Origin of the sequence: Streptomyces sp. NPDC021115 (genome assembly GCF_044333065.1) — a bacterium.
Lineage (GTDB): Bacteria > Actinomycetota > Actinomycetes > Streptomycetales > Streptomycetaceae > Streptomyces.
On record NZ_JBIRQF010000001.1, the window covers coordinates 822267 to 844085 of the forward strand.

Sequence of the window (21819 nt, forward strand, 5' to 3'; positions counted from 1 at the left end):
GCTCCGACACCGGCACCTGCCCGCCCGTCCAGAAGAATTGAATTCTCCCCTCCCTGACGGGAGGGAATTCCTGGCTCAGGCCGCCTCCTGGAGCAGCGCTCCAGGAGGTCTTCCGCCATCAGCACCAGCCGGGTTGAGACCAGCCCGGACGAGCATCACGCGTGCGGAGTTCTTGTCCCGTGGAGACACGGTTCCACACACGGCGCAGGTGTAGGTCCGCTCACCCAGCGGCAGGCGATGCTTGGCTCTCGCATCGCAGTGCGCGCAATCCATCGTGGTGTACGCGGGGTGGACAAGGCGGATGTCCCGCCCATGCTTGCGGCCCATCGCCACCAGAGCGGCCTTGGTGGCGCCGATGGCGGCATCAGCGGCCTTGCGGGCCATGGTGGTCCTGGCCAGGAACTTCGGGCGGAAGTCCTCCACAGCGACAGCGTCGTGGTCGAGGACAACCTTCCTCGCCCACTTTCGCCCGGTGTCCTCACGCTGCCTGGCAGCCTTCTTGTACGCCTTCGCCCGCAGTTTCCTCGCCCTGCGGTAGCCCTTCGACGCCGGTTGCCCCTTCTTCGGCCTGCGGCGGGCCATCATCCGGTCGTACCGGGTCAGCTTCGCCTGGACCTTCCTGCCGTACCCCGCGTGCGGCAGGTCGTGCGCGTCGGACGTGGTGGTCGCGATCTCCTTCACGCCCCAGTCGACACCGAGTACGCGACCCGTCTCCCGCACGGGCTGCACCTGAGCGGGCACGACGAACGAGCAGTACCAGTGCCCGAGACTGTCCTGGTACACACGCACCGAGGACGGTTCAGCCGACAGTTCCCGCGACCACACCACCACCACGACGATACCGCCCGCCAAGTGCAGTCGGCCGTCCTTCAACCGGAACCCGCGCCGGGTGTAGTTGAGGGTCGGCAGCGCCTCGCGCTTGGATTTCCACTTCGGCATCCCGGCCCGGCGCGCCATGGGCAGGCCTGCGCGGATGTCCTTGTGCGCCTTGGCGCGGGAGCGGCCGAAGTCGCGGATGATCTGCTGCTGAGGAACCGAGGAGCCCTCACGCAGCCACCGCGTCCTCCGCCTGGCTTCGGTCAGCATCCTGTCGAGCTGAGCCGGACCACACGTGGCCTTCTGACCGGTGGACTTGTTGCGCAGGTGCACGGCCCTGGACTTGGCGACACATTCGTTCCACACCCAGCGGCACCGGTCCCACTCCGCCACCAGACCGGTGCGAGCGGCGGACGACACGCGCAGCCGGTAGGTATACCGGGCATGCCCACCCTCCGCAGCCACCCCCACGTGCGCCATCTCGCCCCCTCACGGCCCCGGCCAGGACGGCATACCCTCCTGACCCCTCCGAAGGACCATACGTACGACAACAGCACACACGTCCCCCGATCCCACGGCCACCACCTCAACCAGCGAACGCAGGCACACGCGTTCGCATCACCTCAGCGATACCGACAGCGGTACGGGCATTCCGCGCCCTGAACCGGACGCGACGACGCTCCGCGTCGCGACACCCAGATGCGATTCCTCTCCGGCGTGAACGCCGGGGCCTCCTCGCAAGAAAAAGGTGAGCCCACTCCGCGCGCACCGTCCCCGGTCAGGCGCCCAGCTCCGCCTGCACGAAGCGCCACAGGTGCCGTCGCGCGTCCTCGACGCTCAGGGACGGGATCTGGCGCAGGCGGCGGAGGGCGAGGCCGTCGGCGAGGGCCGAGAAGCGGAGGGTGAAGTCCGCCGGGTCGCCGCAGCGGAAGTCGCCCTCGGCGCAGCCCCGCTCGACCAGCGAGCGGATCTCGCCGTGCCAGCTCTCGTACCGCTCGGCCTGGCCGCGGGCGAACGTCTGGTCGCGTTCGCCCGCGTTCCAGTAGTCGAACCACATCCGCCAGTGCCGGTCCGTGTCGTCCGTGAAGAGCGCGTCGATGAGCAGCCGCAGGCCCTCCGCGCCGCTGGTGGCGCGGTCGGCGGCCTCGGTGAGGGCGGCGTAGTAGCGCTCTATGTGCAGGACCATCGCCTCGGAGAGGACTTCCTGCACGCTTTCGAAGTGGTACGTGACCGTGCCGACCGAGACCCCGGCCGCGGCCGCGACCTCACGCACCCCGACCCCCGCCGTGCCCCGCTCCGCGATGAGCGGAACAGCGGCCTCCACGATGAGTCGGCGCCGTACCTCGGTCGGCTGCCGGGTACGGGCCGAGGCGGCGACGGCGCGGCGCGGGGGGCGGCGGTCGGACGGGCGCTCGGAGGACGGCGTCACGCGGACGTCCTCGGGATGGTGTGCTGCCATGCGCGGTTGGCCACTGTCTCTCCGTTCGCCCGTGCCTCGACGCTGCTGTCCATGATGAATTCGTCCGCCGCGGCGCGCAGTTCGGTCGTGGTGCGGATCTCCGCGTCCCAGCCGTCGCGCCGCAGCCGGATGGTCCACCGCGAGCTTGCCACGGCCGACAGCGGGTCGCCGGAGCGGATGCGGTACGTCTCGCGGGCGCTCTCCTCGTACCGCAGCCCGTCGGGGTAGGTGCGGGAACCGCCGTAGTTGGGGTCGACGTCCAGCACCCACTCCCCCGTGGCGACGTCATGGGTGACGGTGCGTTCGGGGCGGGGCTCGGCGGGGGTCTCCACGGTGATCGCGAGCGGCGGGGCCTGTTCGGGCTCCTCGAAGGTGATCGGCACCCGCGCGGCGTCCGCGCCCGGGTCCCGTACGGGCAGCAGCAGCGCGCTCTCGCCGGGCCGTACGGTCAGCTGGCCGCGCTCGCCGTGCGGCCAGACCCACGGCCAGTACGCGTCGGAGACCGCGACCCGGATGCGGTGGCCGGGCGGGAAGGCGTAGCCGGTCCCGTTCAGCTCGAACTCGACGTCCTCGTAACGCCCCGGCTCCCACTCCACGGCCTTGTCCCGGCCGTGCCGGGACATCAGGTTGAGCACGCCGCGGGTGACGAGGGTGGACGAGCCGTCGGGCGCCACGTCGCAGACGCGCGCGATGACATGGGCGCGCCGGGTCGCGCTGTCGAGCCGCAGCCGTACGCGGGGGCGGCCCAGGATCTCGACGCGCTCTTCCAGTGGAGTCGAGTCGAAGCACACCGAACGGCCGTCCTCCTCGCGCTGGTCCGGCGGCAGATCGGTGGCGTTGCCGAACGGGAAGTAGCGGCCAGCGTCGAGGCCGGTGTGCAGCGGGGAGCGGACGATCACCGGATCCTGGGACGAACCGCCGAGGGGGCGTTCGTCCCAGGTCACGGACGGGGCGGGCCACGCGTCGTCGCCGACCCAGCGGCCCGGCATCGTCTCGTACGAGGTGGCGGGCGGCACCGGGTCGTTGATCCAGGCGCGGAGCAGCGGCTCGTCCATGACGCCCGTCGGCTCGTCCTTGAGCCAGTGGTCCCACCAGCGCAGCGTCTCCTGGAGGAACCCGATCGCCGGGCCCGGCGGCAGCCCCCGGTCCGGGTACTGGTGCGACCAGGGGCCGATCAGCCCGCGTACGGGCGCGTCGAGGTGCTCCACCAGGCGCAGCACGGTGTCCCGGTACGGGTCGGCCCAGCCGCCGACCGCGAGCACGGCGGCGTCGACCGCCCCGTAGTCCTCGCACACGCTGCCGTGCCGCCAGTACGCGTCGCGCTCCTGGTGGGCGAGCCAGGTGTGCAGATACGGCTCCAGCGCGTCGAGCCGTTCCCGCCACATCGGCAGCCAGCGGTCCTCGCCGACGGAGGTGGGGTGCGGGGGGCGCGCGGTGAACGCCAGCATCGTGCCCGCCCAGGCGAGCATGTCGATGCCGAGGACGGCGCCGCCGATGTAGTGGACGTCGTTGTCGTAACGGTCGTCGGCGGAGCAGACGGTCACGATCGCCTTGAGCGGTTCGGGGCGCAGGGCGGCGATCTGGAGCGAGTTGAACCCGCCCCAGGAGATGCCGAACATGCCCACCTTGCCGGTGCACCAGGGCTGTGCGGCGAGCCAGTTGACGACGTCCACGCCGTCGGCCAGCTCGGTCTCGTCGTACTCGTCGCGCATCACGCCCTCGGAGTCGCCGCTGCCGCGCAGGTCGACGCGTACGGAGGCGTAGCCGTGACCGGCGTACCAGGGGTGACGCTGGGCGTCGCGGGGGGCGGTCCAGTCGCTCTTGCGGTACGGGAGGTATTCGAGGAGGGCGGGTACGGGGGCGGTCTCCGAGTCCGTCGGCCGCCAAATCCGGGCGTGCAGCCGCGTGCCGTCGCGGGTCGGAATCCATACGTCCTCGACCCGCACCTCACGGTCGAACGTCTCGCGGTACCTCACGCTTCTCCTCTACTGGTGTTGCGTACTCCTGCGGCGGGCCTGTCCCCCACCCCGCCCCTTCCCGAAACCGGGGCTCCGCCCCGGACCCCGCTCCTCAAACGCCGGAGGGGCTGGGTGGTGCGGACGGGCTGGATGCGACCGGTTGTGGGCAATCGTTCCGCGGGGCGGGACGGGTGGGCACAACCCCACCACCGGCCCGCACCCGGAAACGAATCCTCAAGCGGCACCCACCGACCGCCAGCGGCGGACTCGGTGGGCGTCGCCCAGGTCGGTCCACGTAGACCCCGGCTCGGCCGCGTCGGCCCAGTCGTCGGCCGCCTCGACGGCAGGCTCCGCGTCCGGGTCGGGTTCGAGGGCAGCCGCCATCAGTTGGCGGGTGTACGGGTGGCCCGGAGCCGCGAAGACCGCGTCCGTCGGGCCCTCCTCCACGACCACCCCGTGCCGCAGCACCACCACCCGGTCGGCGATGCCCCGCACCACCGCCAGGTCATGGCTGATGAAGAGGCAGGCCAGGTCGCGCTCCCGACGCAGATCGTCCAGCAGGCGCAGCACATCCGCCTGGACGGAGACGTCGAGCGCCGTGGTGATCTCATCCGCGATCAGCACATCCGGCTCACCGGCCAGCGCCCGCGCGATGCCGATGCGCTGCCGCTGGCCGCCGGAGAGCTGGGCGGGGAGCCGGTCGGCGAAGTCGGGGTCGAGGCGGACGTCGGTGATGAGCCCGCGGGCCCGCGTGGCCGCCTCGTCCCGCGACGAGGCCGCGCCGAAGAACCGCAGGGGACGCCGCACCGCGTCGCCCACCGAACGCCGCGGATTCAGCGACGTGTCGGCGTTCTGGAAGACGAGCTGGATCGTGCGCCGGAGCGCGAGCGGGCGCTGCCGCGCGCTCGCGCCCAGGTCACCGGCGTCGTGGGTCATGGCACCGCCGGAGGGCGCGCGCAGTCCGGCGAGCGCCCACGCCAGGGTGGACTTGCCGCTGCCGGACTCGCCGACCAGGGCCAGCACCTCGCCCCGCCGCACCTGGAAGGAGACGCCGTCGACGGCGCGCGAGGAGCCGTAGTCGATGGTGACGTCCCGGACGTCCACCGCCTGACCCGCGTCCGCCGGCACCGGCCGCTTCGGACGCACCTCCCGCGTGCCGTCCTCGCCGACGAGGGCGAGCCCGGTGTCCGTCAGCCGGGGCACGCTGGAGAGCAGGCGGCGGGTGTACGGGTCGGCGGGGGCGGCGAAGAGCTGACGGGTGGGGGCGGCTTCGACGACCCGGCCCGACCGCAGCACGCACACCTCGTCGGCCATCCGCGCGACGACGCCCAGGTCATGGCTGACGAGGACCGCCGCGAGGCCGAGTTCGTCGCGCAGGGAGCCGACCAGGTCCAGGACGGAGCGCTGGGTGAGGACGTCGAGCCCCGTCGTGGGCTCGTCCAGCACCAGCACCTTGGGCCGGGTCGCGATGGCCATCGCGATGGCGACGCGCTGCTGCTGTCCGCCGGAGAGTTCGTGCGGATAGCGGCGGGCGAGTTCGGCGGGGCGCGGCAGCCGGACCTGTTCGAGGAGGTCGCTGACGGGGGTGTCACCGCCCGCCTCGGCGATCTGGCGTCCGATGCGCATGGAGGGGGTGAGGGCCTGGCCCGCGTTCTGGGCGATCATCGCGACCGTACCGCCGCGCAGCCGCCGCAGTTCGCGCGCGGGGAGCGCGAAGACGTCGCTCCCGTCGACGCGCACCGTGCCGCCGGTGAGCCGGGAGCCGTGCCGCAGATGGCCCAGCAGGGTCGCGGCGACGGTGGACTTGCCGCTGCCGGACTCGCCGACGAGGGCGAACGTTTCGCCGGGCGCGAGGTCGAACGAGACGTCGTGGACGACGGGGATCTCCCCACCGCCGGACCGGTAGGCGACACCAAGCCCCGCCACAGAGACAATCGCGCTCATCAGGAGCCCTCCCGGATGCGGTCGACGCCCCACGCCTTGGACAGCCCGTCGGCGGCGAGGTTGAGCCCGACGACGAGGGTGGCCAGGGCGATGATGGGCGCGAGGCTGGCCATGGGCACGACGGTGATGGCGGTGCGGTTCTCGGAGACCATGAGCCCCCAGTCGGGGGTGGGCGGGTCGGCGCCGAAGCCGAGGAAGGACAGCGACGAGATCAGCAGCACGACCCACGAGGCGCGCATGGCGAATTCGACGCACACCACGTCGGTGATGTTGGGCAGCACCTCGCGCCGCAGGATCGCCCACGTCCCCTCCCCGCGGGCGCGTGCCGCGGTGACGTAGTCCTGGGGGACGACGGCGAGCGCGGCGCCGCGTACGACCCGTACGACCTGGGGGACGCAGATGACGCCGATGGCCAGCACGATGACCCCGGAGCCGGTGCCCAGCGCGGTGACGATCACCAGCAGGACGAGGATCGCGGGGATGGACAGCACCGCGTCCAGGACGCGCATCAGCACATCGTCCAGCCAGCCGCCGCGCAGCGCGGCCGCGCAGCCGAGGACGGTGCCGAGCGCGATGGTGAGGAGGGTCGCGGTGACGGAGACGCCGAGCGCGTACCGCCCGCCGTACAGCACCCGGGTCAGCACGTCGCGCCCGTACTGGTCGGTGCCCGCCCAGTGGTCGGCGCTCGGCCCGAGCAGCGCGTGCGAGGCGTCGCCGACGGTGGGGTGGTACGGGGTGAGCAGCGGGGCGAGCAGCGCCACCACCAGGTGGACGGCGACGATCGCGAGCCCGATGGCGGCGGGGCGCGAGGAGCGTACGGTGCGCCAGGCGCGGGCGGCGCCCGAGCCGGGGCGGGCGGACGGCGCGGGAACGGGGGCCGCGGCAGGCGTCTTCAGCGCGCTCATCGGATGCTCCCTCCTCGGGTGCGGAGCTTGGGATTGAGGGCCATGGAGCCGAGGTCGGCGGCGAGGTTGCAGACGACGTAGACGACGGCGCTGATGAGGGCGATGGCCTGGATGACGGGCAGATCGCGGTTCTGCACGGAGGTGAGCAGCAGCTTGCCGATGCCGGGGTAGTTGAAGACGTTCTCCACGACCGCGACGCCGCCGATCAGCCAGGCCACGTTGAGCGCGATCACATGGAGGGTGGGCAGCAGCGCGCTGGGCAGCGCGTGCCGGGTGACCACGCGCCAGGTGGACAGGCCCTTCAGCCGCGCGGTGGTGACGTATTCGCTCGCCATGACGTCGATGACCGACGTACGGGCCATCCGCACGATGTACGCGGCCATCACGATCGCGAGCGACGCGGCGGGCAGCCACACCGCGGGCAGCAGCTGCCCGGTGGAGGCCCCCGGTCCGTACAGCACCACGGCGGGCAGCACGGGCAGGGCGACGGAGAAGGCGAGCACCAGCAGGGTGGCCACGACGAACTCGGGGATGGACATCCCGACCAGGCTGACCGTGGAGATCACATGGTCGGGCCAGCGGTCGCGGTAGAGCCCGGCGAGGACGCCGAGGACGAGCGAGCCGGTGACCGCGAAGAGGACGGTGACGACGGCGATGAGGGCGGAGTTGCCGAGGTACTGGGCGACCTCGCTCCCCACCGGCTTGGTGGTGACGAGCGAGGTGCCGAAGTCGCCGTGCAGCGCGCCCTTGATCCAGTCGAAGTAGCGCTCCCAGGCGGGCTGGTCGAGCCCCATCTGCTTGCGCAGCGCGGACACCGCGTCGGGGGTGGCGTCCTTGCCGAGCACCTGGGTGGCGACGTCGCCGGGCAGCGCCTGGACGGCCAGGAAGACCATGACGGAGGAGAGCAGCAGGGTGCCGAACGCGGCGACGACCCGGCGGACGATGAAGGTGAGCACGCTTCTCACGCCCCCTTCAGGCCGATGCCGAGGTAGTCGAACTCGAAGCCGTGCTCGGCGTAGCCGCGCACCTTCCGGGAGATGCCGGTGAGCCGGTCGGCGAACATCGGGGTGATCGCCCCGCCCCGCTCGACGATCAGGGTCTGCGCCTGCCCGTACAGCTCGCGGCGGCGGCCCCCGTCGGTCTCCCGGCGGGCCCGGTCGAGCAGCGCGTCGAACTCCTTGTCCGACCAGGCGGTCTCGTTGTACGAGGAGCCGCTGCGGAAGACCTGGTTGAGGAGCTGGTCGACGGGGCGCCCGGTGTACCAGTAGGTGGCCATGAGCGGCTTCTTCATCCAGATCTGGGTGTAGTACGAGTCGGCGGCCGCGGTCCTGATCCGGACGCGGATCCCGGCGCGGGCCGCGGACTCCTGGTAGGCGAGGGCCATGGGCGTGAAGATCGGGTCGTACGAGGACGTGTAGAGGTCCACCGCGAGCCGCTCGTGCCCGGCCCGCTTGAGCAGCTGGCGCGCCCGCTCGGGGTCATGGTCGGGGTGGGCGCTGATGTGGGCGGGGTCGTTCGGCGGTACGGGGTTGTCCCAGCCGAGCGTGCCCGCGCCCTGGAGGGCGACCTTCCGGATGTGCTCGGGGTCGTACGCGAGCTTCATGGCCTGCCGCACCCGCACATCGGTGAAGGGCTTCTCGGTGGTGAGCATCGGCAGCACGTACCACTGGGCGTTCTTCGAGCGGGCGATGGTGGCGCGGCTGGAGGCGGCGACGACGCGGGCGGTGGCGAAGTCCAGATTGGTCTGGGAGAGCAGATCGACCTGCCCGGCGAGCAGGGCGTTGGCCCGGGCCTGCATGTCGGCGACGGAGAAGAAGTCGATGGCGTCCAGCACCGGGCGCCCGGCCCAGTGGTCCTCGTACGCGACGACCCGGCCGGGTCCGGCGGAGGCGAAGGAGGCCAGTTTGAACGGGCCGGTGCCGATGCCGGTGCGGCCGATGGACTTGGCGCTGCCGTCGGGGACGACGTAGCAGTTGTAGTGGGTGAGCAGGCTGGGGAACTCGGCGTGCGGGCTCTTCAGCGGGATCACCAGGGTGTGCGCATCAGGGGTGCGCAGCCGCTTGGGGTCGACGAGCGGGGCGAGCACCGGGCCCTGCGGGGACGCGGTCGCGCTGTCGAGGATGTGCCGCAGGGTGTAGGCGGCGTCGGCGGAGGTGAAGGCGGAGCCGTCGTGGAAGGTGACGCCGCGGCGCAGCCGGAAGGTCCAGGTGGTGGCCTTGGCGTCGGGCTCCCAGGACTCGGCGAGGTCGGGCGCGGTCTTGCCGTCCTTGTCGACGCGGACGAGCCGGTTGTAGAGGGCGCCGAGGTATTCGTACGCGGACAGCGCGCTCGCCGGGTCCAGGGTCTCGGCGTCGGAGGCGGGCGGCCGGGCGATGCGCAGGGTGCCGCCTCGGTCGGGGCGCCCGGCCGGGCCGCGGCTGGGCACGGCCTCGGTCGGGGACGCGGACGCGGCGCCCGAGCAGCCGGTCAGCAGGGCGGATCCGGCGAGGACACCGCCGCCGGCGGCCGCCGCGGCGAGCACCGACCGCCGCGGTATCCGGGCCGCCCCGGGGTCTGTTCGGTGGGTGGTCTCGGACATGGACGGGGGCGGCCCTTCGCTCGTTTCGTTCAGTTGAACGATTGGGTGAGGTGCGTGAACGATAGCCATCGGTTCCGTCCGGGCCAACCCTTCGTTCGCGAAAATTAACGGGGTTAACTCACTTGTTATCGATGAGCGCGGAGGGGGCGCGATGCGCTCGCCGGGGCCCGGGAGCGCTCCCGTACACCGTCCACGTGGTGAAAAACACCGAGCGTGGCCGGATGCTCCGCCGTAAGGTGGCCGACATGCAGGTGATCCAGTCCACGAAGCTCGCCAACGTCTGCTACGAAATCCGTGGCCCGGTTCTCGAGGAGGCGATGCGGCTGGAGGCAGCGGGTCACCGCATCCTCAAGCTCAACACCGGCAACCCGGCGACCTTCGGGTTCGACTGCCCGCCGGAGATCCTCGAGGACATGCTGCGCAACCTCGGCGACGCCCATGGCTACGGCGACGCCAAGGGGCTGCTCTCCGCCCGGCGCGCGGTGATGCAGCACTACCAGACCCAGGGCATCCACCTCGACGTCGAGGACGTCTTCCTCGGCAACGGCGTCTCCGAGCTGATCCAGATGTCGATGCAGGGGCTGCTGGACGACGGCGACGAGGTCCTCGTCCCCTCCCCCGACTATCCGCTGTGGACCGCCTCGGTCTCGCTCGCGGGCGGCACCGCCGTCCACTACCGCTGCGACGAGCAGGCGGACTGGCTGCCGGACCTCGCCGACATCGAGCGCAAGGTGACCGACCGCACCAAGGCGATCGTCATCATCAACCCGAACAACCCGACGGGCGCCGTCTACAGCGAAGAGGTGCTGCGCGGCATCACCGACATCGCCCGCCGCCACCAGCTGATCGTCTGCTCCGACGAGATCTACGACAAGATCCTCTACGACGGCGCCACCCACACCCCGACCGCCGCGATCGCCCCTGACCTGCTGACGCTGACGTTCAACGGGCTCTCCAAGGCGTACCGCGTCGCGGGCTACCGCAGCGGCTGGCTCGCGGTCTGCGGCCCCAAGGCCCACGCCGCCAGCTACCTGGAGGGGCTGACGATCCTCGCCAACATGCGGCTGTGCGCCAACATGCCCGCACAGCACGCGGTGGCCACCGCCCTCGGCGGCCGTCAGTCGATCAACGACCTGGTGCTCCCGGGCGGCCGGCTGCTGGAGCAGCGCGACACGGCGTACGAGCTGCTGACCCAGATCCCGGGCGTGAGCTGCGTGAAGCCGAAGGGCGCGCTGTACGCGTTCCCGAAGCTGGACCCCAAGGTCTACAAGATCAAGGATGACCGGCAGATGGTGCTGGACCTGCTGCGGGCCGAGAAGATCATGATCGTGCACGGCACGGGCTTCAACTGGCCGGAGCCGGACCACTTCCGCATCGTCACGCTCCCGGCGAAGAAGGACCTGGCCGACGCGGTGACCCGGATCGGGAACTTCCTCGACGGCTACGGGCAGCCCTGAGAAGCAGGAAGCAGTTCCTGTAGAAGGCTCAACTTTAGACTGCGTCCAAGTTAGGATGGCCTCCTGAACGTTTGGAGGCCATCCATGTACGAGCCGATCCGCACCAAGTCGGTCCACACCATGGCCGAGCCCGAGCCGGATTTCCCGCACCGCTCCCGCGAGGAGGAGCTGGACATCCGGCTCGCCGGACATCTGACCGCGCTGCTCACCGTGACCGACGAATTGCGTGCCCTCACCCCGGACCCGGCGCTGGACGAGGCCGCCGAGCGCCTGGCCCAGCAGGTCGTACGGCTGCGCGACGGCCGCGCCCCGCTGCGCGCCGCGCCCACCACGGCCGACGCCGACCCGGCCCGTGTCGCCGCCCTCCACCAGCGCGCCCACACCCTGGCGGGCTGGGCCCTGGTCACCGCGACCTCGCGCGACGACGCGGCGGCCACGGCGCTGACCGCCGAGCGGCTGGAGGCGCATGCGGCGGGGCTCGGCGTCACCGTGTGACGCGGGGGCGCGTGCCCCAGGATGGAGCCATGACGACGCTCACCCTCGTCCACGGCGACATCACCGCCCAGCACGTCGACGCCATCGTCAACGCGGCGAACTCCTCCCTCCTCGGCGGCGGAGGCGTCGACGGCGCGATCCACCGCAAGGGCGGGCCCGAGATCCTCGACGCCTGCCGCAGCCTGCGCGCCTCCCATTACGGCAAGGGGCTGCCCACCGGCCAGGCAGTGGCCACGACGGCGGGGCGGCTCGACGCCCGCTGGGTGATCCACACCGTCGGGCCGGTCTGGTCGGCGAGCGAGGACCGCTCCGGCCTGCTGGCGTCGTGCTACCGCGAGTCCCTGCGGGTCGCCGACGAGCTGGGCGCGCGGACGGTCGCGTTCCCCGCGATCTCCACCGGCGTCTACCGCTGGCCGCTGGACGACGGCGCCCGGATCGCGGTGGAGACGGTCCGCGCGGCGGACACGGCCGTCGAAGAGGTGCGCTTCGTCCTCTTCGACGAGCCCGCGTACGCGGCGTTCGAGGCCCGGACCGCATAGCCTCCGGCCCGGACCGCACTGCCTCCGCTCAGGCGCCCGCGCCGAAGCGCGCCGCCTCCTTCGTCCAGGCCGCCGCCTGATCGCTGAGCGAGAGGCCGAGCCCGGCGCGCCGGGAGATCACCATGCGGCCGTCGCGCAGCTCCAGCCGCTCGTTGAACAGCGGCTCCAGCCACTCGAAGTGCTCGACCCATGCGGTGCGCGGATAGGCCGCCGAGAGATGGACGTGGATCTCCATCGCGAAGTGCGGGGCGAGGCTGCGGCCCTTGTAGTCGGCGAGCGTCATGATCTGGAGGAACGGGGTGATGCCGCCGACCCGTGGGGCGTCCGGCTGCACGAAGTCGGAGGAGCCCGCCTCGATCAGCGCCGCGTGCTCATGCGCGCTGGTGAGCATCTCGCCGGTGGCTATGGGGGTGTCCAGGGTGGCGGCGAGGGCCGCGTGACCCTCGGCGTCGTACGCGTCGAGCGGCTCCTCGATCCAGGTCAGGTCGAACTTCTCCAGCACCCGGCCGACCCGGGTGGCGGTGGCCCGGTCCCACTGCTGGTTGGCGTCCACCATCAGCGGAACGCTGTCGCCCAGGTGCTCCCGTACGGTCTCCACCCGGGCGAGGTCCACGCGCGGGTCCGGCGAGCCCACCTTGAGCTTGATCCCGGCGACGCCCCGGGAGCGGGCCAGGTCGATGTTCTCCAACACCTCCTCGATGGGCGTGGAGAGGAAGCCGCCGGAGGTGTTGTAGACGCTGACCGCGTCGCGGTGCGCGCCCAGCAGCTTGGCCAGCGGCAGCCCCGCGCGCCGGGCCTTGAGGTCCCACAGCGCGATGTCGAACGCGGCGACCGCCTGCACGGCGGCCCCGCTGCGGCCCATGGACGCGCCCGCCCACACCAGCTTGTTCCACAGCCGGGCGATGTCGCTGGGGTCCTCGCCGATCAGCTCGGGCGCGATCTCCTGGGCATGGGCGTACAGCGCGGGCCCGCCCGCCCGCTTGGAGTAGCTGAAGCCGAGACCCTGATGGCCGCCCTCGGTGCTGATCTCGGCGAAGAGGAAGGCGACTTCGGTGAGCGGCTTCTGCCTGCCGGTCAGCACCTTGGCGTCGCTGATGGGCGCGCGCAGCGGCAGGTACACCAGGGAGAGCCGGATCGCCGACACCCGGTCGGTGCTCGCCTCGCCGGGTGCGGAGGCGAAGGGCTTGAAGGCGACGGAATCACTGGGGGCGACACTCATGCGGTGCTCTCCTCGGCATCGTGCTGGCGTTGCAGGCCTACCATCCGTCGCCGCCCCGGAAACCGTCCAGACCCGAGGTGTAGGAACTCCCCTTGATCGCATCCTTGAACAGATCGGGCCCGCACCGTGCGGTGCGGGCCCGACCTGTTCATACACGTGGTGTTCAGCCCAGGCGCTGAACCAGCGCCCGGTACTCGTCCCACATCGCCTTCGGCGTGTGGTCACCGAAGGTGTTCAGGTGGTCGGGCACCAGCGCCGCCTCCTCGCGCCACACCTCCTTGTCGACGTTGAGCAGGAAGTCCAGCTCCCCGTCGGCCAGGCCGAGCCCGTCGGTGTCGAGGGATTCCTTGGTCGGCAGGATGCCGATGGGGGTCTCGACGCCCTCGGCGCGTCCGTCGAGGCGGTCCACGATCCACTTCAGGACGCGGCTGTTCTCGCCGAAGCCGGGCCACACGAACTTGCCCGCCTCGTTCTTGCGGAACCAGTTGACGTAGTAGATCTTCGGGAGCTTCGCCTGGTCCTTGTCCTTGGCGACGTCGACCCAGTGGGCCATGTAGTCGCCCATGTTGTAGCCGCAGAAGGGCAGCATCGCGAACGGGTCGCGGCGCAGCTCGCCGACCTTGCCCTCGGCCGCGGCGGTCTTCTCGCTGGCCACGTTGGCGCCGAGGAAGACGCCGTGCTGCCAGTCGAAGGACTCGGTGACGAGCGGGACCGCGCTGGCGCGGCGTCCGCCGAAGAGGATCGCCGAGATCGGCACGCCCTTGGGGTCCTCCCACTCGGGCGCGATGATCGGGCACTGTCCGGCGGGCGTGGTGAAGCGGGCGTTGGGGTGGGCCGCGGGCGTCCCGCTGGCCGGGGTCCAGTCGTTGCCCTTCCAGTCGGTGAGGTGGGCGGGCTGCTCCTCGGTCATGCCCTCCCACCACACGTCGCCGTCGTCGGTGAGCGCGACGTTGGTGAAGACGGAGTTGCCCCACAGGGTCTTCATCGCGTTGGCGTTGGTGTGCTCGCCGGTGCCGGGCGCGACGCCGAAGAAGCCAGCCTCGGGGTTGATCGCGTACAGCCGGCCGTCCTCGCCGAACCGCATCCAGGCGATGTCGTCGCCGATCGTCTCGACCGTCCAGCCGGGGATGGTCGGCTCCAGCATCGCGAGGTTGGTCTTGCCGCACGCGCTCGGGAAGGCCGCGGCGACGTACTTCGACTCCCCGCGCGGCGGGGTGAGCTTGAGGATCAGCATGTGCTCGGCGAGCCAGCCCTCGTCACGCGCCATGACGGAGGCGATGCGCAGGGCGTAGCACTTCTTGCCCAGCAGCGCGTTGCCGCCGTAGCCGGAGCCGTACGACCAGATCTCGCGGCTCTCGGGGAAGTGCGAGATGTACTTGGTGCTGTTGCACGGCCACGGAACGTCGGCCTGGCCCGGCTCCAGCGGGGCGCCGAGGGTGTGGACGGCCTTCACGAAGAAGCCCGTGTCGCCGAGGACGTCGAGCACGTCCTGTCCCATGCGGGTCATGGTGCGCATGGCGACGGCCACGTACGCGGAGTCGGTGATCTCGACGCCGATCGCGGACAGCGGCGAGCCGAGCGGGCCCATGCAGAACGGGACGACGTACATGGTGCGGCCGCGCATCGAGCCCCGGAACACGCCCTGTTCGCCCTGGAAGATCTCCCGCATCTCGGCGGGGTCCTTCCAGTGGTTCGTCGGACCCGCGTCCGCCTCCTTCTCGGAGCAGATGAAGGTGCGGTCCTCGACGCGCGCCACATCGCTGGGATCGGAGGCCGCGTAGTACGAGTTGGGGCGCTTGATCGGGTCGAGACGTTTGAACGTGCCCTTCTCGACGAGCTCCGCACACAGACGGTCGTACTCCGACTCCGAACCGTCACACCACACCACCTCGTCGGGCTGGGTGAGTTCGGCGATCTCGCCGACCCAGGCGATCAGTTCCTGGTGGCTGGTCGGGGGCGTGATGAGGGAGGAAGCCACATTGGTGGGCGCCACGATCGCTCCATTCCGCCGGAACGGATCTGCTCCGGCGTCTTGGTTGAGGGTTTGGGCGGATATGTGCACGCATATCCACATATGGAGACAGCTACCCCTTGGGGGCTGCGACCCGGATGCTCAGCTCATCCGGTGCCGACCGCGCTCATTTGATCATCCGACGGTACGGGCGATCTGTCCAGTGGGCACCTTCGTGACCATCACCACTCGACACGACCGGTAACGCACGGTTGCTGGGTAGCATGAGCGGTATGACGTCCGCCGCGCCCGATGCCGCCGTTGACCACTCACCAGGGCCCGAGGAAGCGCCGATCCCCCTCAAACCTCTGCTGCGCGGCTGGCTGCACGCCGGCATGTTCCCGGCCGCGCTCATCGCCGGAGTGGTGCTCACCGCTCTCGCCGACAGCCCGCGCGGGCGCGTGGCGTGCGCCATCTTCACGCTCAGCGCGTGCGCGCTCTTCGGCACGAGCGCCCTGTACCACCGGGGCAATTGGGGCCCGCGCGCCACGGCGGTGCTGCGCCGCCTGGATCACGCCAATATCTTCCTGATCATCGCGGGCACCTACACGCCGTTCACGATGCTGCTGCTCCCGCACGGCAAACAGCAGCTGCTGCTCTGGCTGGTGTGGGTCGGAGCGCTCGCGGGCATCGCCTTCCGGGTATTCTGGGTCGGCGCCCCGCGCTGGCTCTACACCCCGTGCTACATCGCCCTCGGCTGGGCCGCGGTGTTCTTCCTGCCGGACTTCCTGCGCACCGGCGGCATCGCCGTCATGACGCTGATCGTCGTCGGCGGGCTGCTCTACAGCGCGGGCGCGGTGATCTACGGGACCAAGCGCCCCAACCCCTCACCCCGCTGGTTCGGCTTCCACGAGGTGTTCCACTCCCTCACGCTCGCCGCCTTCGTCGTGCACTACGTCGGAATCTCGCTGGTGGCCTACCAGCACTCCTGAGCGGAACCCGCCGTCGCCGGGGCCGGTGCCCGACAATGATCGACATGGCCTCCGCATCCACGCCCCCGGCCCGGCCCCGGCCCGGGCTGCGCGAACGCAAGAAGATCCAGACCCGGCAGGCGATCCGGCGCGCCGCCTGCGAGCTGTTCGTGGAACTGGGCTATGACGCCACCCCGGTGGACCGGATCGCGGAGGCCGCCGACGTCTCCCCCAGCACCGTCTTCCGCTACTTCCCCACCAAGGAGGACATCGTCCTCACGGACGAGTACGACGAGGCCATGGCCGCCGGAATCCGGGACCGGCCGCTGGACGAACCGCCCGTCTCCTCCCTGCGGCGCGTCCTGATCGACATGGCGGGGCGGCTCACCGCCGAGGAGCGCGCGGAGATGCTGACCCGGCTCACCCTGATCCGCCAGGTCCCGGCGCTGCGCGCCCGCATGGGCGAGGGCATGGCCAAGACCGGGACCCTGCTGGGCGAGGTGCTGGCCGAGCGCAGCGGCCGGTCACCGGAGGACTTCGAGGTGCGGGTGCTCGTCGGAGCGGTCCTCGGCGCCCTCCACGAAGCGGTCTTCCACTGCTTCGACCACCACCAGGTGGAGACCATGGAGGCCGGCATCGACCGCGCCCTGGGCATGCTCGCCCGCGGCCTGCCGCTGTAGCCGTCTTCCCGGGGCCGGGCGTCAGCCGCCGAGCCGGGCCGTCAGCGCCGCCACGTCGTCGGTCGGGGCGTCGCAGGTGAAGTGGCGGCAGACGTACGCCGCCGGGCGCCCCTCCAGCAGCACCCGCCCCTCCAGCAGAGGCACCTCGTCGGAACCTGGCGCGCCCACCGCGATCACCGCACCCGGCGCCGTGCCCAGCAGCGCGGCCCGGTGCAGGGCGCGGGTGCCGGGGTCGCCGTCCGGCCCGACGACGGCCACCTCGCGCGGCCCGTCCAGCCGCGCCTCGGCCACCGCGAGCCCCCAGCCGATGAAGCGCGGCACCCGCGCGCCCAGCGCCTTCACCACGGCCAGCGCCCGCTCGGCCGCCTCCCGGTGGCGGCCGCTCCCGGAGACGGCGGCGTACGACAGCAGCGCCCCGGCGGCGGCCGTCCACCCCGAGGGGACGGCGTTGTCGGTCGGGTCCTGGGGGCGGCGGATCAGCGCCTCGGCGTCGTCGGCCGTGTCGAACAGGGTGCCGTCCTCGGCGGCGAAGTGGTGCAGCACGGTGTCCAGGAGCAGCCCCGCGAACTCGACCCATACGCCCTCACCGGAGACCGCGGACAGGGCGAGAAAGCCCTCGGCCACATCGGCGTAGTCCTCCAGCACGCCCGCGTGCGCGCCCACCGCGCCGCCCAGCGAGGTGCGGGCGAGCCGTCCGGCGTTGTCCATGTGGAGGCGTACGAGCAGATCGGCGGCCCCGGTCGCCGCCTCGACCAGGTCGGGGCGGTCGAAGTACGCGCCGGTCTCGGCGAGGGCGGCGATGGCCAGCCCGTTCCAGGCGGCCACGACCTTGTCGTCGCGGCCGGGCCGCTCCCGCCGCTCCCGCGCGGCCAGCAGCCGCTCCCGTACGGAGGCGAGCCGGTCGGCGTCGGCCGGGCGGGCGCCGTCGGGCAGCTGGAGGACGGACGCACCCGCCTCGAAGGTGCCCTCCTCGGTCACCCCGAAGTACGCGGCGGCCTGCTCGGCGTCCGCCTCGCCCAGCACCTCGCGCAGCTGCTCCGGCGTCCAGACGTAGTACGCGCCCTCGACATGGCGTCCGGTGCCGTCGTCGCTGTCGGCGTCCAGGGCGGAGGCGAACCCGCCCTGTTCGGTGCGCATCTCGCGGACCAGGAATTCGGCGGTTTCCAGGGCGACCCGGCGCGCGAGGTCCGAGCCGGTGGCCCGCCAGAGATGGGCGTAGACGCGGCACAGCAGGGCGTTGTCGTACAGCATCTTCTCGAAGTGCGGAATGACCCATTCCGCGTCGACGGAGTAGCGCGCGAACCCGCCGCCGAGCTGGTCGTAGATGCCGCCGCGGGCCATCGCCTCGCACGTGGCCTGCACCATCTGCAACGCGCCCTCGGCGCCGGTCCGGGCGTGGTGGCGCAGCAGGAACTCCAGCGCCATGGACGGCGGGAACTTCGGCGCCCCGCCGAACCCGCCGCGCACGGCGTCGAATTCGCGGGTCAGCCCCATCAGCGCGGCCGCCAGGTCCTCGGCGCCCGGCGGCTGCGGCGCGCCGGAGCCCAGTGCGATGCCGGTCCGCTCGGCCAGGTCCCGCACGATCTTCCCGGCCACGTCCCGCACCTCGTCGCGCCGGTCGGCCCACGCGGCGCGCACCCCCTCCAGCACCTGCCGGAACGAGGGCATGCCGGGGCGCGGGGCGGGCGGGAAGTAGGTGCCGAAGTAGAAGGGCTCGGCGTCGGGCGTCAGGAACACCGTCATCGGCCAGCCGCCCTGCCCGGTGGCGGCCTGCACCGCCTCCATGTACACGGCGTCGACGTCGGGCCGCTCCTCGCGGTCGACCTTGATGGAGACGAAGTGGGCGTTCAGATACTCGGCCGTCCCGGCGTCCTCGAAGGACTCGTGCGCCATGACGTGACACCAGTGGCAGGAGCTGTATCCGACGCTGAGCAGCACGGGGACCCCGCGGCTGCGCGCCTCCTCGAACGCCTCGTGGGACCACGGCCGCCAGTCGACCGGGTTGTCGGCGTGCTGGAGGAGGTAGGGGGACGTTTCGTGCGCCAGGCGGTTCGGCATACCCCCATCCTCTCCCACCCTCCGGGGCGCGGCCGAGGCGACAGCCGGTGCCGCTAACCTCACCTGGGACTGAGTGCCCGCACCCGGAATGGACACACCGATGGAACCCCCCACGGAAACCCCCACCACATTGGGTGAGCAGCTCCTGCTCCTCTCGCTGGACGACGCGTCCGGCACCGCGAAGGAGCCGGCGAAGGTGGCCCTGGCGATCTCCGCTGCCTCGCTGGTGGAACTCGCCCTGGCCGGCCGGATCGACGTGGCCGACGGCAAGGTCACCGCCGTCGACGCGACGCCGCTGGGCGAGCCCGCCCTCGACACCGCGCTCGCCGCCATCGCGGGCAAGGACAAGCCGGGCAAGGCCGAGGACTGGATCAACCGGTTGAAGACGGACGCCGTGGCCCGGGCCAACACGGCCCTGATCGAGAAGGGACTGGTCCGGGAGGAGAAGAAGAAGGTGCTCGGTCTCTTCCCCGTGCGCCGCTATCCGGAGGCCGACGGCTCGGTGGAGGCGGCGGTACGGGAGCGCCTCGGCGCGGTCGTCCTCCAGGGCGCGACGCCGGACGTCCGCACGGCGAGCCTGGTGGCCCTGCTGCACGGGGCGAAGCTGCACCGCCTGGCCTTCCCGGACGACGACGCGCGCCGGGTCGCGGCGGCCATGGAGTCGGTCTCACAGGGCCAGTGGTCAGCGACGGCGGTTCGTCACGTCGTGAAGGCCGCGGAGGACGCGCTGACGGCGATCATCGCGGTGACGGTGACGACGACGGTCGTCGCGGGCAGCTGACCGTGGCCCACTGAAGCGCGGGAGCGCCGTCCCCGGCGAGCGTTTCCGCGAGCAGGTCGCAGTAGTGGCGCAGGTCCTCGTGCCAGCCGACGAACGAGGCGAAGTCCCGCATGTGGACGGCCAGCCGGAGGGTGGCGGCGCGCGCGGTGCCGGGCGGAACGGCGGCGATGCCGTCGCCGCCGGTGTAGCCGGAGAGCAGGGCCTGGGCCGCGCTCCGGTAGTCGACCGGCGGCCCCTGTCCGGCGGCGCCGAGGCCGCGTGCGGCGGCGGCGCGCAGTTCGTGCAACTCGCCGAGGAGCCAGCCGAGATCGAGGGCGGGATCGCCCCCGGTGACCTCCTCCCCGCTGAGCAGGGCGGGGTGACCACCGGCCGGGGAGGGGACCAGCCAGCCGGTGCTGGGCGCACCGTGCAGCAGGACGGCCCCTCCCCCGCCGGGTGCCTCGTGCGCGGCCCCGGCCCAGTCCGTCAGCCGCGTCCACAGCGAGGAGCCGAGCCGAGTGCGGGCCAGCGCGCGCAGCCGCGTCGCCTCAGGGGTGTCGTCCTCTTCGGAGATCCAGGCGAGGAGCCGACGCACGCCGTGGTGCGGCGGCCGCCGGGGGAGCCCCCACGGCTCCTGGTGCAGCCGCCGCAGTGTCCTGCCCACGTCCGACAGGGCACGTGACGAGAGCTGGAAGGCGGTGTCGTCGCCGGAGGGCAGCAGCCGGGCCACCGAGACGGCGCCCGGCACGCGGTAGAGCACACCGGGCCGCGCGCTGGCCCCTGTTCCACCTTGCGGCGCCGGGCCGGCCGCCCACTCCCCCAGGGCGAGCCGGGCACCGCCGACGGCGGTGTCGACGCGGCGCAGTGCCGCGCCGACCGCCGTCGGGGGCAGGCGCTGCGGATGGGTGTGGGCCGGTCCGGGGGCGCGCAGCCAGCTGAATCCGGTGTCCCCGTGGTACCGCACGGAGATCCGCAGGTAGCGGGTGCCGTACTCGCGAACGGTGACGGGCTCAGCCACCGTGCCGCCGCCGGACCGCCTCGATGATCTCCCGGACATCCTGGAACGCCGCCTCCCGGCCCTCGGTGAAGAGCACCCCGGCGCAGTTGAGGATCACCTCGTCCACCCCGGCGTCCCGGTACCCGTCGAGCCGGGCGGCGATGTGGTCCGCCGAGCCGAACACGTAGGTGCCGCTGTCCACCAGGGAGGCGGCACCGGCCGCCGGGTCGGACGATTCGGCGGGCACACCGGCCCGCCGCAGCATGTCCGTGTAGTGGTCGGCCGAGAGGTGCCCGGCGGCGGCGGTGTGTGCGAGCAGGTACGGGTCCCGGCCGCCGCGCTCCACCGCGACATGGACGACGGTGGCGACGCGGCAGCGGGCGTCCCGGTCCTTGGCGCCTTCCTCCAGGGCGGGCAGCAGGGTCTCGGCGACATATCCGGGCGGGGTCATCCAGGTGATGGCGACATCCGCGACGCCGCCCGCGGTACGCGCCATGTTGGGGCGCAGCACACCCACGCCGACCTCCACGCCCGGGTGGTCCATGGGGATCAGCCGCCCCCGCAGCGCGTGGTAGTCGCCCGCGTGCTCGACGACTTCCCCGTCGAGCAGGGAGCGGACCGTGCGCAGGTAGTCGGCGGCCATCGTCCGCGGGCTGGGATAGGGGCGTCCGTTGAGGCTGCGTACGAACGCCGGTGCGCCGACGCCGTATCCGGCCACCACCGGCCGACCGGTCACCAGGGCCAGTGAGCGCGCCTGGAGGGCGGCCTCGTACGGATGGCGCAGCGGCATCAGGGTCACGCTGGTGCCGATGGGGACGCGTACCCCCGCGCCGGCGAGATGGGCGAACGCCTGGTGGGTCTCCACCTTGAGCGACTGCCCCGTCCACAGGCGGCGCGCACCGGTGTCGCGCACCAGCTCGGCGTAGGGCCGCAGGGCATCCGGGGTGTCCGGCATGTTGGGCACGAGCACGCTCGGGAGCATCTAGCACACCTTCCCTTGACTCTGGTGCGGTGACTCCAGCCAGAGCTGTT

The 21819-nt window shown here is 72.0% G+C and carries 18 protein-coding genes; 6 read left to right on the forward strand and 12 right to left on the reverse strand.

The window, feature by feature from the left end; genetic code table 11:
- Window positions 1–75: 75 nt before the first annotated feature.
- The 7 genes from ACH4TL_RS03740 to ACH4TL_RS03770 form a co-directional block, all read right to left on the reverse strand.
- Window positions 76–1296, reverse strand: a complete 1221-nt coding sequence (locus tag ACH4TL_RS03740; RefSeq protein WP_398312698.1) for an RNA-guided endonuclease InsQ/TnpB family protein — start codon at window positions 1294–1296, stop codon at window positions 76–78.
- A gap of 298 nt (window positions 1297–1594) precedes the next feature.
- Window positions 1595–2245: a TetR/AcrR family transcriptional regulator gene (locus ACH4TL_RS03745; protein WP_398312696.1), complete on the reverse strand. Its 651-nt coding sequence runs from the start codon at window positions 2243–2245 to the stop codon at window positions 1595–1597.
- Window positions 2242–4251, reverse strand: coding sequence for a CocE/NonD family hydrolase (locus ACH4TL_RS03750; RefSeq protein ID WP_398312694.1), 2010 nt, complete (start codon window positions 4249–4251; stop codon window positions 2242–2244). The genes ACH4TL_RS03745 and ACH4TL_RS03750 overlap by 4 nt, the downstream gene beginning before the upstream one ends.
- 216 nt (window positions 4252–4467) lie before the next feature.
- Window positions 4468–6177, reverse strand: a complete 1710-nt coding sequence (locus ACH4TL_RS03755; protein WP_398312692.1) for a dipeptide ABC transporter ATP-binding protein — start codon at window positions 6175–6177, stop codon at window positions 4468–4470.
- A complete protein-coding gene (locus tag ACH4TL_RS03760; protein WP_398312690.1) occupies window positions 6177–7082 on the reverse strand; it encodes an ABC transporter permease in 906 nt (301 codons plus the stop codon). The genes ACH4TL_RS03755 and ACH4TL_RS03760 overlap by 1 nt, the downstream gene beginning before the upstream one ends.
- A complete protein-coding gene (locus tag ACH4TL_RS03765; protein WP_398312687.1) occupies window positions 7079–8038 on the reverse strand; it encodes an ABC transporter permease in 960 nt (319 codons plus the stop codon). Before ACH4TL_RS03765 ends, ACH4TL_RS03760 begins: the two co-directional genes overlap by 4 nt.
- A 5-nt stretch (window positions 8039–8043) precedes the next feature.
- Window positions 8044–9660 (reverse strand): ABC transporter substrate-binding protein, encoded by a 1617-nt coding sequence (locus tag ACH4TL_RS03770; RefSeq protein ID WP_398312684.1) that lies wholly within the window; start codon window positions 9658–9660, stop codon window positions 8044–8046.
- 245 nt (window positions 9661–9905) lie between these two features.
- Between ACH4TL_RS03770 and ACH4TL_RS03775 the strand changes: the two genes are divergently transcribed.
- From ACH4TL_RS03775 to ACH4TL_RS03785, 3 genes are all read left to right on the forward strand, one after another.
- Window positions 9906–11117: a pyridoxal phosphate-dependent aminotransferase gene (locus ACH4TL_RS03775; RefSeq protein WP_398313688.1), complete on the forward strand. Its 1212-nt coding sequence runs from the start codon at window positions 9906–9908 to the stop codon at window positions 11115–11117.
- 84 nt (window positions 11118–11201) lie between these two features.
- On the forward strand, window positions 11202–11612 hold the full coding sequence (locus ACH4TL_RS03780) for a hypothetical protein (RefSeq protein ID WP_398312681.1): 411 nt from the start codon (window positions 11202–11204) through the stop codon (window positions 11610–11612).
- Between the two features lie 29 nt (window positions 11613–11641).
- Window positions 11642–12151, forward strand: coding sequence for an O-acetyl-ADP-ribose deacetylase (locus tag ACH4TL_RS03785; protein WP_398312678.1), 510 nt, complete (start codon window positions 11642–11644; stop codon window positions 12149–12151).
- Window positions 12152–12179: 28 nt separating this feature from the next.
- Here ACH4TL_RS03785 and ACH4TL_RS03790 read toward each other — a convergent pair whose 3' ends face one another.
- Window positions 12180–13370 carry a mandelate racemase/muconate lactonizing enzyme family protein gene (locus ACH4TL_RS03790; protein ID WP_398312675.1) on the reverse strand — a complete coding sequence of 397 codons (1191 nt, stop codon included), beginning with the start codon at window positions 13368–13370 and terminating at the stop codon, window positions 12180–12182.
- Between the two features lie 163 nt (window positions 13371–13533).
- Entirely contained in the window at window positions 13534–15363 is a 1830-nt protein-coding gene (locus ACH4TL_RS03795) for a phosphoenolpyruvate carboxykinase (GTP) (protein WP_398312672.1), read from the reverse strand.
- Window positions 15364–15614: 251 nt separating this feature from the next.
- Here ACH4TL_RS03795 and ACH4TL_RS03800 point away from each other — a divergent pair, with 251 nt between their 5' ends.
- Together ACH4TL_RS03800 and ACH4TL_RS03805 are read left to right on the forward strand one after the other, a co-directional pair.
- A complete protein-coding gene (locus tag ACH4TL_RS03800; protein ID WP_398312669.1) occupies window positions 15615–16313 on the forward strand; it encodes a hemolysin III family protein in 699 nt (232 codons plus the stop codon).
- A 35-nt stretch (window positions 16314–16348) separates the two neighbouring features.
- Window positions 16349–16972, forward strand: coding sequence for a TetR/AcrR family transcriptional regulator (locus ACH4TL_RS03805; protein WP_398312666.1), 624 nt, complete (start codon window positions 16349–16351; stop codon window positions 16970–16972).
- Window positions 16973–16993: 21 nt separating this feature from the next.
- Here the strand turns inward: ACH4TL_RS03805 and ACH4TL_RS03810 are convergent, their stop codons facing one another.
- A complete protein-coding gene (locus ACH4TL_RS03810) occupies window positions 16994–19030 on the reverse strand; it encodes a thioredoxin domain-containing protein (RefSeq protein WP_398312663.1) in 2037 nt (678 codons plus the stop codon).
- A gap of 100 nt (window positions 19031–19130) precedes the next feature.
- On the opposite strand from ACH4TL_RS03810, the gene ACH4TL_RS03815 reads away from it, so the two are divergent.
- Window positions 19131–19811 carry a GPP34 family phosphoprotein gene (locus tag ACH4TL_RS03815; protein WP_398312660.1) on the forward strand — a complete coding sequence of 227 codons (681 nt, stop codon included), beginning with the start codon at window positions 19131–19133 and terminating at the stop codon, window positions 19809–19811.
- Here the strand turns inward: ACH4TL_RS03815 and ACH4TL_RS03820 are convergent.
- Together ACH4TL_RS03820 and ACH4TL_RS03825 are read right to left on the reverse strand one after the other, a co-directional pair.
- Window positions 19768–20808, reverse strand: a complete 1041-nt coding sequence (locus tag ACH4TL_RS03820; RefSeq protein WP_398312658.1) for a hypothetical protein — start codon at window positions 20806–20808, stop codon at window positions 19768–19770. The genes ACH4TL_RS03815 and ACH4TL_RS03820 overlap by 44 nt on opposite strands.
- A complete protein-coding gene (locus ACH4TL_RS03825) occupies window positions 20801–21769 on the reverse strand; it encodes an LLM class flavin-dependent oxidoreductase (protein ID WP_398312655.1) in 969 nt (322 codons plus the stop codon). The genes ACH4TL_RS03820 and ACH4TL_RS03825 overlap by 8 nt, the downstream gene beginning before the upstream one ends.
- Between the last annotated feature and the right edge of the window lie 50 nt (window positions 21770–21819).